Source organism: Angustibacter aerolatus (assembly GCF_054776675.1).
Genome location: NZ_BAAHBM010000088.1, coordinates 1 through 12,368 on the forward strand (window position 1 = coordinate 1; position 12,368 = coordinate 12,368).

A 12,368-nucleotide genomic window follows, 5' to 3' on the forward strand; every position below is an offset into this window, starting at 1 on the left:
GGGCGCGACCTGTCGTGCCCGCACCCGACGGCGCTGCTGCCGTCGGTCGGTCGCGAGCTGGCCGAGCTCGCCGACGCCGCGCTGGAGGCCGCGCTCGCCGTGGCCCGCGCCGAGCTGCCGGACGACGCGCCGCCGTGCCGCCTCGCCGTCATCGCGATGGGCAAGTGCGGCGGCCGCGAGCTGAACTACGTCAGCGACGTCGACGTCGTCTTCGTCGCCGAGCCCGACCTGCCCGAGGGGGAGTGGGACGACGCGCAGGAGCGGGCCGCCCTGGCCACCGCCCGGCAGCTGGCGACCGGTCTGATGCGCGCCTGCTCGGCGTCGACGCCCGAGGGCACCCTGTGGCCGGTCGACGCCAACCTGCGGCCCGAGGGCAAGCAGGGGCCGCTCGTGCGCACCATCGCCAGCCACGTCGCCTACTACGAGCGGTGGGCGCAGACCTGGGAGTTCCAGGCGCTGCTCAAGGCCCGGCCGGTCGCCGGCGACGTCGACCTGGGGCGGCGGTACGTCGAGGCGCTGTCGCCGATGGTCTGGCAGGCGGCGACCCGCGACGGCTTCGTCGGCGACGTGCAGGCGATGCGGCGGCGCGTCGAGGAGCAGCTGCCGCGGGCCGAGGTCGACCGCGAGCTGAAGCTCGGCCCGGGCGGCCTGCGCGACGTCGAGTTCAGCGTGCAGCTGCTGCAGCTGGTGCACGGCCGCATCGACCCTGCCCTGCGCAGCCCCACCACGCTCGACGCGCTCGCGGCCCTGGGGGCGGGCGGGTACGTCGGCCGCGACGACGCCGCCAGCATGGACACCGCCTACCGCCTGCTGCGCACCCTCGAGCACCGGCTGCAGCTGCACCGGCTGACCCGCACCCACCTCATGCCGGCCGCCGGCACCCAGGACGACGACCTGCGCCGCCTCGGGCGCCAGCTCGGGCACCGCGCCAACCCCGAGCACGCCGTCGTCGGGCAGTGGCACCGGCAGGCCCGCGAGGTGCGCCGCCTGCACGAGCGGCTGTTCTACCGGCCGCTGCTCGGGGCCGCCGCGCAGCTCTCGACCGCCGACGTCCGCCTGACCCCCGACGCCGCGCGCAGTCGCCTGCAGGCGCTGGGGTACACCGACCCGGCCGGCGCGCTGCGGCACATCGAGGCGCTCACCAGCGGCGTCAGCCGGCGCGCGGCGATCCAGCGGCAGCTGCTGCCGGTGATGCTCGGGTGGTTCGCCGACGAGGCCGACCCGGACGCCGGGCTGCTGGCGTTCCGGCGGGTCAGCGACGCGCTCGGCACCACGCACTGGTACCTCAAGATGCTGCGCGACGAGGGCTCGTCGGCCGAGCGGCTGGCGCACGTGCTGGCCCGCAGCCGGTTCGCCGCCGAGCTGTTGCAGCAGGACGCCGAGACCGTGCAGGTGCTCGGCCAGGGCGGCGGCCTGCAGCCGCGCAGCCTGGACGCGCTGCGCACCGAGGTGCTGGCCGCCGTCGAGCGCCACGACGACCCGGGCCGGGCGGTCACCGCGGCCCGCAGCGTGCGCCGCCGCGAGCTGTTCCGCGTCGCCAGCGTCGACCTGCTCGGCGACCTCGACCTCGACGGCGTCGAGCGGGCGCTCACCGACGTCACCGGCGCGGTGCTCGAGGGTGCGCTGCGGGTGGCGCAGTCCGTCGTCGAGCGGCAGCGCGGCGAGCTGCCCACCCGGCTGCTCGTCGTCGGCATGGGCCGCTTCGGCGGCAAGGAGCTCGGGTACGGCAGCGACGCCGACGTGCTGTTCGTGCACGACCCCCTGCCCGGTGCCGACGAGCAGGCGGCCCAGCAGGCGGCGCTCGCCGTCACGGTCGAGCTGCGGCGACTGCTGCGCGGCGCCGGCCCCGACCCGTCGATCGAGCTCGACCCGGGGCTGCGGCCGGAGGGCAAGCAGGGCCCGGTCGTGCGCTCGCTCGCGTCGTACGCCGCCTACTACGCGCGGTGGTCGCTGGCGTGGGAGCGGCAGGCGCTGCTGCGGGCGACGCCCGTGGCGGGCGACCCCGGTCTGGCCGAGCGGTTCCTCGCGCTGATCGACCCGCTGCGCTGGCCCGAGGGCGGGCTCGACGACGCCGACGTCCGCGAGATCCGCCGCATCAAGGCGCGCGTCGAGTCCGAGCGGCTGCCCCGTGGTGCCGACCCCAACCTGCACCTCAAGCTCGGGCGCGGCGGGCTGGCCGACGTCGAGTGGACCGTGCAGCTGCTGCAGCTGCAGCACGCCCACGCGGTGCCCGGCATGCGGCACACGGGCACCATGACGGCGCTGCGGGTGGCGGCCGAGCACGGGCTGGTCGGCCGCGACGACGCCGCCTCGCTCGCCGCTGCCTGGCGGCTGGCCTCGCGGCTGCGCAACGCCGCCGTGCTGTGGCGCGGGCGGCCGGTCGACGCGCTGCCGAGCGACCTGCGCGACCTCGACGGCGTCGCCCGCGTGGTCGGGTACCCGCCGGGCTCGACGGCGCGGATCCTCGAGGACTACCGGCGCACCACCCGCCGTGCGCGTGGCGCGGTCGAGCGCGTGTTCCTCCGCTGAGCCGGTCGGCCGGGCCGGCGGAGCCTGTCATCGGTGGCCGTCGCACCGGTCACAGACGGCGTCCGGTCGGGTACTGTCCGCGTCGTGACGCAGGAGCGCGCCAGGGCGCGACGCCGGCCCACCGTGCGGCGGCTGTTCGCCTCCGGTGAGTTCAGCGCCCTGTTCTCCGCGCGCGTGCTGTCGGACTGGGGCGACGCGCTGGCCAAGGTGGCGCTGGCGTCGCTGGTGCTCAGCCGGTCGGGGTCGGCGCTGCTGTCGGCGGCCGTGTTCGCGGTGAGCTTCCTGCCGCAGGTGTTCGGGCAGGCGGTGCTCGGCCCGGTCGCCGACCGGCTGCCGCGACGGGCGCTCATGGTGGTCTGCGACCTGCTGCGGGCGGGTTTCGTCGTGCTGCTCGTGCTGGCGGTGCTCGCCGACCTGCCGCTGCTGGTGCTGCTCGCGGTGCTGTTCGTCGTCGAGCTGGTCGGGGCCCCGTTCTTCGCGGCCGGCCAGGCGCTGCTCACCGAGGTGTTCACCGACGGCGGCCTGTTCCTGCGCGCCTCCTCGCTCATGCAGGTGTCGCGGCAGGTGAACCTCGTGCTCGGCTACGCGGTCGGCGGCACGGTGGTCGCGCTCGTGGGCGCGTCGAAGGCGCTGTGGATCGACGCGGTCACGTTCGCGCTGTCGGGGTTGCTCGTCGCGCTGTTCGTGCGCACCCGCCCGGCCGCGCTGGACGGCGGGGTGCAGGGCCTGCGCCAGCTGCTGCTCGACCTGCGCGAGGGCACCTCCTACCTGCGGCGCGACCGGTCGCTGCGCTCGCTCGTGCTGCTCGCCTGGGCGATGCTGCTCGCCGTCGTCGCGCCCGAGGCGGTGGCGCTGCCGCTGGCCGTCGCGCAGGGCGGCGACACGCGCGCCGGCGGGGTGCTGCTCGCCGCCGTGCCACTGGGGCTGGCGCTGGGCGCGTTCGTCGTCGGCCGCTGGTCGCCGATGACCCAGGTGCGCAGCATGCTGCCGATGGCGGCGCTGCTGCCGATGCCGCTGCTGGGGCTCGCGCTCGACCCGCGCTGGCAGCTCGTGGCGGTGCTCTACCTGGTGACCGGCGCCCTGCAGGCGTTCCTCGTGCCGCTGATGGGCACCTTCGCGGTGCTCGCCCCGCCGCAGCTGCGCGGGCGGCTCAACGGCGTGGCCGGTGCCGGCTTCTCGCTGGTGTCGGCGCTGTCGTTCCTCGTCGTGGGATTCGTCGCCGACCGCACGAGCCCCGTCTTCGCGGTGGTGCTCGCGGCCGCCGTCAGCCTCGTCGCCATCGCCGTCGCGTGGCCGCGGTGGCCGCAGGGTCAGCTCGAGCAGGCCGCCGAACGGGCCTACGTCTAGCGGCGGTTCAGGGCACCTGCAGGGCCTCGACCGCCTCGATCGTGTCGGCGTCGCCCGCCGTGCGGTCGGGCCGGTGCCGCAGCACCCGCGCGAAGCGCAGCGCGAGGCCTGCCGGGTAGCGCGGTGAGGTCTGCAGCCCGTCGAAGGCGATCTCGACCACCAGCTCGGGCCGCACCCGCAGCACGTAGCCGCCCTCCTGGCCCGGCTCGGCGAGCTGCAGCAGCGCCTCCGTCTGCCAGGCGAGCATCGCGTCGGTCAGCCCCTTGAACGTCTTGCCGAGCATCACGAACCCGCCCGCCGGGCCGAAGCGGCCCTCCGGGTCGCGCGCGCCCAGGTGCAGGTTCGACAGGCGCCCGGTGCGCCGGCCGTGACCCCACTCGGCGGCGAGCACCACGAGGTCGAGGGTGATCCGCGGCTTGACCTTGACCCACCCGGCGCCGCGCCGGCCCATCGCGTACGGGGTCGCCAGCGACTTCACGACCGCGCCCTCGTGACCGCGCGCCAGCGCGTCGGCCACGAACCGCTCGGCCGCCGTGACGGACGCCGGGTCGCCCGGGTCGGCGACCGCCCGCGGGACGGCGAGGTCGCCGCCGACCTGCTCGAGGACCTCGCGCCGCCGGTCGGCCGGCTCGTCGACCAGGTCGGTGCCGTCGAGGTGCAGCACGTCGAACAGCACGGTCGAGAGCGGCACGGGGTGGCCGGCGCGGGTGGCCAGCCGGGAGGCCGTGCGCTGGAACGGCAGCGGCCTGGCGGTGCGCAGGTCGGGCCCGTCGAGGGCGATCACCTCGCCGTCGAGCACCAGGCGCTCGGCCGGCAGCGACCGCACCAGCTCGACCACCTCGGGCACCCGGTCGGTGACGTCGTCGAGGCTGCGGGTGAAGACGCGCACCGCGTCGCCGTCGCGGTGCAGCTGCACCCGCACGCCGTCGAGCTTCCACTCCACGCCGGCGGGGCCGGTGCGCTCGAGCGCCTCTGCCAGCGTGGGCGCGGCGGCGGCGAGCATCGGCGCGAGGGCCCGCCCCACCTCGAGGCCGAACCCGCCGAGCGCGTCGGGCCCGTCGACCAGGGCGGCCACGGCCACCTCGACGACGTCGCCGCTGAGCGTCACGGCGCGCCGTACCTGCGCAGCCGGCACCCCGGCGGCGGCGGTCAGGGCGTCGAGCAGCACCCCGCGCTGCGCACCCTGCCGCAGCTCGCCGGTGACCAGGCCCCGCAGCAGGTGCTGCTCGGGGGCGGTCGCGCGGGCGAACAGGTCGACGACGAGGTCGCGGCGCCGCGCCTGGCTGCCCGCCCCCGACTCGGCCTGGGCCCGCTCGAACGCCGCGTCGACCTCGAGCACGGTGAGCGTCGGCTGCTCGGCCGGCCCCGGCAGGTCCTGCAGCGAGCGCCAGCCCAGCCCGGTGCGCCGCTGCGTCAGCTCGCCCTCGAGGTAGCGCACGGCGACCGGCAGGTCGGCCGGCTCGGCGGCGCGCAGCACGTCGGCGACGAGGCCGGTCTTGGCGGTGCGCGACGACGTCGCGGCGACGGCCTCGACGGCGGCGGCGATCTCCTGGAGCAGCACGCGCCCATCCTGCCCGGGCCCACCGACAACGCCGTTCGCCGTCCGTCGCGGGCGCGCCGGAGGTTGTCGGTGTCGGCGGCAGGTGATGGGATCGGCGGCATGGCATCCCTGACGCAGGACGAGGCGGCGGCGCGCTCGGCGCTGGTCTCCGTCGACCGCTACGACGTCCACCTCGACCTCACCGGCCTGCAGGCCGGCCGCACCCTGCGCAGCGACACCACGATCACCTTCACCAGCCGCGACCCCGGCGCCGAGACCTTCGTCGACGTCGTCGCCGACCGGCTGCTCGGCGTCGAGCTGAACGGCGAGCAGGTCGAGCCGGCGTTCGACGGCGAGCGGCTGCGGCTGACCGGCCTGGCCGAGCAGAACGTGCTGCGGGTGCGTGCCAGCACCGACCGCACCGAGCAGCGCACCGGCCTGCACCGCACCGTCGACCCGGCCGACGGCGAGGTGTACGTCTGGACGACGTTCGAGCCGGACGACGCGCGCCGGGTGTTCGCCTGCTTCGACCAGCCCGACCTGAAGGCCGTGTTCGCCTTCCGCGTCACCGCCCCGGAGCCCTGGCTCGTCGTGCACAACACGCCGGGCGAGGCGGTCGCGGTCGAGGGCGCCGACGGTTCCGCGCTGGGGGAGTGGACGTTCGAGGAGACGCCCCGGCTGTCGACGTACGTGACGGCCGTCTGCGCGGGGCCGTTCCACGAGGTGCGCCGGCGCACCGCCGACCACGACCTGTCGGTGCTGTCGCGGCGGTCGCTGCGCGGCTTCCTCGACGACCAGGCGGAGGAGGTGCTCGACGTCACCGAGCAGGGGCTGGCGTGGTTCGCCGAGCACTTCGGCCAGCCGTTCCCGCAGCGGCACTACGCCCAGGTGTTCTGCCCCGACTACCAGGGGGCGATGGAGAACTTCGGGTGCGTGGTCTGGACCGACTCGATGGTCTTCCGCACGCCGCCGACGGCCGAGGCCGAGCTGACCCGCGCCATGGTGCTGCTGCACGAGATGGCCCACATGTGGTTCGGCGACATGGTGACCATGCGGTGGTGGGACGACCTGTGGCTCAACGAGTCGTTCGCCGACTGGGCGGCCTACTGGGCGCTCGCGGGCGCCACCCGGTTCACGTCGAGCTGGGCGTACTTCGTGAACCGCAAGGAGCAGGGGTACGTCGCGGACGCCGCGCCCACGACGCACCCGATCCGGCGCCCGGTGCCCGACGTCGACGCGGCCAAGGCGTCGTTCGACATGGTCACGTACGCCAAGGGCGCCAGCGTGCTGAAGCAGCTGGCGGCGCTGGTGGGCGAGGAGGCCTTCGTCGGCGGCCTGCGCACGTACTTCGCCGAGCACCTGTGGTCGAACGCCACCCTCGACGACCTGCTCGACCACGTCGGCCGGGCCGCCGGGCGCGACCTCACCGGGTGGGCCGAGGACTGGCTGCTCACCTCGGGCACCGACGTGCTGACCAGCGAGCCCGGCGACGACGGCCTGACCGTCCGGCAGAGCGCGCCGAGCGAGTACCCGACGCTGCGCACGCACCGCGTCGACGTCGGCGTCTACGACCTGGCGGACGGCGCGCTGCGGCAGCGCGAGCGGGTCGAGGCGGTGGTCGAGGGCGCCGAGCACCGGGTGCCGGTGACGGGCGGCCCGGCCGACCTGCTGCTGGTGAACGACCACGACCTGGGGTTCGTGCGGGTGCGGCTCGACGAGCGCTCGCTGCGGACGGCGACGGCGGTCGGCTTCACGCTGCCCGACCCGGTCTCGCGATCGGTGCTGCGGCTGGTGCTGTGGCAGCAGGTCGAGGACGGCGTCGCGCCGCCGGCCGACGTGGTGCGGTACGCGCTGCGGGCGGTCGCGGCCGAGCCCGAGCCCACGGTGCAGGACGCGCTGCTGCGCACGGCCGTCGAGGGCTCGGTGTGGTGGACCGGCGCGGGTCGCGACGAGCTGCAGCGCGAGGTGGCCACCACCGTTCGCGATCTGCTGCGCGGCGACGGCGCCCGCGACCCGGCGGTGCGCACCAGCCTGCTGCGGGCGGCGGCGCGCACGGCGGGCCCCGACCAGCTGCCCGAGGTCGCCTCGCTGGCGGGCGACGTGCCCGACCTGCGCTGGCGGCTGCTGACCCGTGCCGCCGCCGTCGGTGCGTCCGACGACGAGGGCGTCGCCGAGGCCGAGCGGGCGATCGCCGCGCTGCTCGCGGACGACCCCGACCCGGACGCCGTCTGGCGAGCCACCGCGGTGCGCGCGGCCCGGCCGACCGCCGAGGCGAAGGCGGAGGCGTGGGCGGCGCTGGCCGAGCGCCGCGAGGTGCCGCAGCCCGCGCTCCCCGCCGTGGCGCAGGCGTTCTGGACGCCGGGGCAGGACGAGCTGGTGCGCGACTACCCGCAGCGCTACCTCGACCTGCTGCCCGAGTGGGGCTCGCTCGGCATGCTGCAGTCGATGGTGCTGGCGCTCGGGCTGTTCCCGCGGGTGGGGGTCGGCGCCGACTTCCCCGACCGCGCGTCGACGGCCGCCGTCGGGGCAGGCGTGTCGCCCATCGTGTCGACCGCGGTGCGCGGCGAGGCCGACCGGCTGCAGCGCATGCTGCGCGCCCGCGACCTCTGACGAGGCGGTCGCGGCGGGCGGTGTCGGTGCGGCTCAGGGGCTGGGACGGGCGCGCAGCAGCCTGGCGTCGCGGCGGGCGAGCAGGGTGAACAGCACCGTCCCGGCCAGCCAGACCAGCGCGAGCAGCCGCTCGGCAGACCCGTCGCCGCCGTCCGGCGACTCGCCGAGCCAGTCCTCGAACCAGGTCGGCCAGGCCAGCGACAGCACCGTCAGCACCGTGCTGACGGCGGCCAGCACCACCTCGACGCGCAGGCGCACCCGACGGCTCATGGGCGCACGCTAGCCCTGCGGCCCGTCGGTCGCGCAAGGGTTCCGGCCCAGGAAGCGACCGGTCGCCGCCGGCGCCGCGCCCGGTGCGGGCACGTGCTGCGGCCCGTGCGAAACCGGCTCGAACCCGTTGCAGCGCGGGCAGATCGGGCGCGCCGATCGAGCACGTCGTCGTCGTGCGCGGATTCCTTGTGGCCGGTTCAGCGCCGGCAGTAGCGTCGTGAGCCTCACTCGGCTGGACCTCGAGACGAGGTGGGTCCACGTGGTAGAGCCGGTCCCGCTGGCGAACCCGACCGCTGCCGTACCCACCGCTGCGGCGACCGGCGTGCTGCGCCGGGAGTGCAAGGCGCACCTGGACTTCCTGCGCAGGAACTGTCCGGAGGTGCTGGCGAGCGCGACGACGGGGTTGCCGCCCGGCAGCCCCGCGGGCACGGTGCCGCTCGACCCCCGGCGCGGGACGTCGCTGCTGCAGGTCGCCGTGCAGCAGGCGGTGCTGCGGGACCTCGGTGGTGCGCCCGCCGGCCGCCCACCGGACGGCGGCGACGGGCTGCCGGGCGAGGTCGTGTGGACGCACGGCGCCGACAGCCTGCTGGTGCTGCTCGACCGGCTGCAGGTGACGACCGGCGAGGGCCTGGTCACGGTCACGGTGCCGGTCGCCTGCGACGAGCTGGCGGCCGACCGGGGGAACCAGGGCTCGCCGATCGGTCAGGTGGTGGTCGAGCTGCTGCTCGGCACCAGCGACCGGCCGACCGGCCTGCTGGCGGCCGCCACTCCGCCGCAGGGCCCGGACGTCGTGGTGCGCCGGTGGTCCGACCAGCTGGTGGCGCTGGCCTGGCGCGCGGTGCTCGACGCCGCGGCGGGACTCGCCGCGCAGGTGGGGACGGACGCCGACGGCTCGCCGCTCGTCCCGACCACCTGGACGGCGAGCGCGGACGGGATGTCGATCGGACCGCAGGCCAGGCACCCGCTGGACCGGGTGGTGACGACGTCGAGCGGCGTCGGTGCCGTCGGCGCCGTCGGCGGGGCCTCGACGTGAGCGTCGACCTCGGCGACGTCACCGACCTCGCGACCGCGCTCGGGCTGCTCGACGCCGGGGGCGCGCCGAACGACGGCTGGTTCGCCCACCCCGACCGGTACCTGCGCACGGTGCTCAGCGACCCGCAGCAGCGGGGCGCGCTCGTGCAGGTCGTCGAGGACCTGCTCGGCGGCGACGGGCCGGCCGGCGGTGGTCCGGACGCGGCGGGCCGCACCCGGATCCCGTTGCTGCACCACGACTTCATGAACGTCGACGTGGTGCTCGCGGACGTCGAGGGCGGCCGGGCGACGCACGTCGGGCTCGGCGTGCGCGTCGACCACACGACGGCCGACGGGGTCGGCGTGCGGGCGGACGTCGTCGTGCCGCTGTTCGCGGCCGCCGGGTCGGCGCCGGTCGCCTCGGTGCTGCTGCTCGGGCAGCCCGGCGCCGTCGTCGACGCCGTGCTCGCGGTGGCGCTGCCCGCCGGCCAGGCCCCCGGCGGGGTGCGGCTGGCCGCCGTGGCGCTGGCCGGCACGATCCCGAGCGACCTGTCGGGTCCGCCGGCGCTGGTGCTCACCCTGCGCGGCCTGCTGCTGCCCGGCGCCGCCGCCCCGCCGGACGTCGTGGTCGACGCCAGCCGGCTCACCGACGGGCCGCAGGCGCTGGAGGAGCTCGGCCGGTCCGTGCTGCAGCTGGTGCTCGTGGCCGGGCAGGTGGCCGCCGACGGGCTGGCGCCCACCGACCCGGCGCACGGGCTGGCCGGGCTGCTCGGGCTCGTGCAGGACGACGGCGTCCCCGACTTCCCGGTCGCCGACCTCGCGGAGCACGGCGCGCCCGCGCTGGTCGGCTGGCTCGCGCGCTGCCTGGCCGAGCCGGCGCGCACCGCCTGGCTGGGGCACCTCGCGGCGGTCCTGGAGGGCAGCGTCGTCGGCGCCGGCGCGGACTCGCGCGTGCGGTTCGCCGTCGGCCCGGTCGAGGTGGAGGTCGACGTCGCGACGGCCCCCGCCGCGGGTGGCCTGGTGACGGTGACCCCGACCCTGCGGTTCGCGGTCGCCGGGCCCACCGGCACCAGCCTCGGGCTGACCGTGCAGCCGGTGCGGCTCGACCTCGGCACCGGCGCCGCCGTGGCGCTGCCGCGGCTGGCGATGACGGCCCAGGTGGTCTCGGGCTCCGCCGCGCCGCTGCTCGGCCCGGTGAGCGGCCCGCCCGGCCACGAGGGTCTGCAGCTGGCCGTCGGGTCGTTCGAGGCCGGCTTCGAGCTCGACGCCGACCGCCGTCCGACGCTGGTGCTGCGGGCCCACGACGCGGTCGTCGCGAGCACGACCTACCCGACGCTCGACCTGACCGACGGCGACGCGCTCGCCGCCGTCGCCACGGACGCCCTCGACGGGGTGCTCGACGAGCTGCTCAGGGCGCTCGGCCCGGCCGGGCCCGCCGTGGGGGTGCTGCTCGGCGTCGCCGACCCGCCGGCCGGCGCGGCGCCACGGGTCGACGTCGCCCGGCTGCTGCAGGACCCGGTCGCGGCGCTGCGCGAGCGGTGGCTGGCGCTGGTGCAGGCCGACCCGTTGATCGTGCAGTCGGTGCTGGGTCAGTGGCAGGACGTCGCGGCCGACGCCGCAGGCCGCACCCGGGTCGTCACGGGCGACGGCACCCCCGGCACGCCGTACCGGGTCGCCGTCACCGACGGGGTCGACCTGCTCGTCACCTGGCAGGCCCCGCACCTGCAGGTCGACGTGCCCGCGCACGTCGACGCGCCCCTGGCCGGGGCCCGGCTGGACGCGACCGTGCGCGTGGGGCTGCTGCGCGCCGGCCTCGACCCGAGCGCCCCCGGCGGCGCCGTCTTCGGCACGGGCCTGGTCGGCGTGCTCCGCCTGGCGGGCGTCGAGGGGACGGACCTGCGGCTGCTGGCCGACGGCGTCGGCGTGCTGGCCCGCGGTGTCGGTGCCCGGGTGCGCTGGACGCCGCAGGGCGGGGCCCGCGTCGACCCCTGGCTCGACGCGCCGCGCCGGCTCCTCGCCGGCCGCGAGCGCTCGCTCGAGGCGCTGGTCGCCGCCGGGCTGGTGGCCGGCGGCGCGACCGGGCTCGCGCTGCCGGTCGGCGTCCCCGAGGTGCCCGACCCCGCCGCCGTCCTCGCCGCCCTCGGCCCGGCGCTGGAGGACCTCGTCGGGGGTCTGGTGTCGTCGGCGCTGGCCGACCGCACGAGGAGCGGCGCCGGCACCGCGACCGAGGACGCCGTCACCGTGCTGCTGCGGGCCGTGGTCGACCTCGTCGGCTGGGCACCCCGGCTGCCGGCGCCCCTGACCAGGTTGTCGCTGGCCGGTCTGCTCGCCGAGCCCGAGGCCGAGCTGCGCCGGTGGGTCCGCACGCTGCTCGCCGCGGACGGCGGACGGCCGGCGCTGCCGGCGCTGCTGGTGGGCGCGCTCGGTCGGCTGCTCGGCATCACCGGGCCCGTCGGCGCCGGGACGAGCGGTGCGCCCTGGGTGCTCGGGCTGCCCGGTGTCGGGGCGCTGCCGGACCTGCTGGGGTCGGCGTCGCTGTCGGGCGCCGCCCACCTCGTGCCCTCGCTGCTGCTCGCGCTCGGACCGCAGACCCCCGACCGCGTCGGCAGCCGCGCCCCGCTCGAGCTGGTCGGCTGGCGCCCCGGTGACCCGGGCCTGCCGCACGCGACGCTGGCGCAGGGGCTGGCCGCCGACGGCGAGGTCGACGACGTGCTCGCCGACGCGCTCGCCGGCCGCGGTCCGGTGGCGGACGGGCTCGACGCGCTGGTGCAGCGCTGGGCGGGCACCGACGGCGTGGTGGCGCTGCCGACCGGCGACGGGGCACCCGCGCTGCCCCCGGGCCTCGTGGTGCACCGACCCGCCGAGCTGCCGCACACCGCGCCGCTCGCCGGGCCGGCCGTCACCGCCGCGCTCGAACCCGTGTGGACGGCGCTCGGCGGCGTGCCGAACCGGCTGGTGCTCGTCGGGGTGGTGGCCGAGGGCGAGCCGGACGTGCTGCCGCCGCCGGCCCCCACCGACGTCGACCTGACGACGGCCGGGGGCACCGCGGACGCGCTGCCCG

At 77.2% G+C, this 12,368-nt stretch carries 6 protein-coding genes and 1 pseudogene; 5 read left to right on the forward strand and 2 right to left on the reverse strand.

Going from position 1 to position 12,368, the window contains the following annotated elements; all coding sequences use genetic code 11:
- Together ACYVI6_RS15690 and ACYVI6_RS15695 are read left to right on the forward strand one after the other, a co-directional pair.
- Positions 1–2,529, forward strand: a 2,529-nt coding sequence (locus tag ACYVI6_RS15690) for a bifunctional [glutamine synthetase] adenylyltransferase/[glutamine synthetase]-adenylyl-L-tyrosine phosphorylase (RefSeq protein WP_460447264.1), incomplete at its 5' end; no start/stop codon positions are given.
- Between the two features lie 84 nt (positions 2,530–2,613).
- Positions 2,614–3,876: an MFS transporter gene (locus tag ACYVI6_RS15695; protein WP_460447265.1), complete on the forward strand. Its 1,263-nt coding sequence runs from the start codon at positions 2,614–2,616 to the stop codon at positions 3,874–3,876.
- A gap of 7 nt (positions 3,877–3,883) precedes the next feature.
- Here ACYVI6_RS15695 and ACYVI6_RS15700 read toward each other — a convergent pair whose 3' ends face one another.
- Positions 3,884–5,437, reverse strand: coding sequence for an ATP-dependent DNA ligase (locus ACYVI6_RS15700; protein WP_460447266.1), 1,554 nt, complete (start codon positions 5,435–5,437; stop codon positions 3,884–3,886).
- A gap of 99 nt (positions 5,438–5,536) precedes the next feature.
- Here ACYVI6_RS15700 and pepN point away from each other — a divergent pair, with 99 nt between their 5' ends.
- Positions 5,537–8,026, forward strand: a complete 2,490-nt coding sequence (pepN, locus tag ACYVI6_RS15705) for an aminopeptidase N (protein ID WP_460447267.1) — start codon at positions 5,537–5,539, stop codon at positions 8,024–8,026.
- 33 nt (positions 8,027–8,059) lie between these two features.
- On the opposite strand, the gene ACYVI6_RS15710 is transcribed toward pepN, so the two are convergent.
- Positions 8,060–8,296: a hypothetical protein gene (locus tag ACYVI6_RS15710; protein ID WP_284290520.1), complete on the reverse strand. Its 237-nt coding sequence runs from the start codon at positions 8,294–8,296 to the stop codon at positions 8,060–8,062.
- 259 nt (positions 8,297–8,555) lie between these two features.
- Between ACYVI6_RS15710 and ACYVI6_RS15715 the strand changes: the two genes are divergently transcribed.
- Together ACYVI6_RS15715 and ACYVI6_RS15720 are read left to right on the forward strand one after the other, a co-directional pair.
- The gene (locus tag ACYVI6_RS15715; protein ID WP_460447268.1) at positions 8,556–9,329 is read left to right on the forward strand and encodes a hypothetical protein; all 774 of its coding nucleotides are present in this window, start codon (positions 8,556–8,558) and stop codon (positions 9,327–9,329) included.
- Positions 9,326–12,368, forward strand: a pseudogene (locus tag ACYVI6_RS15720) (hypothetical protein); the annotation flags it as partial. The gene ACYVI6_RS15715 and the pseudogene ACYVI6_RS15720, both read left to right, overlap by 4 nt.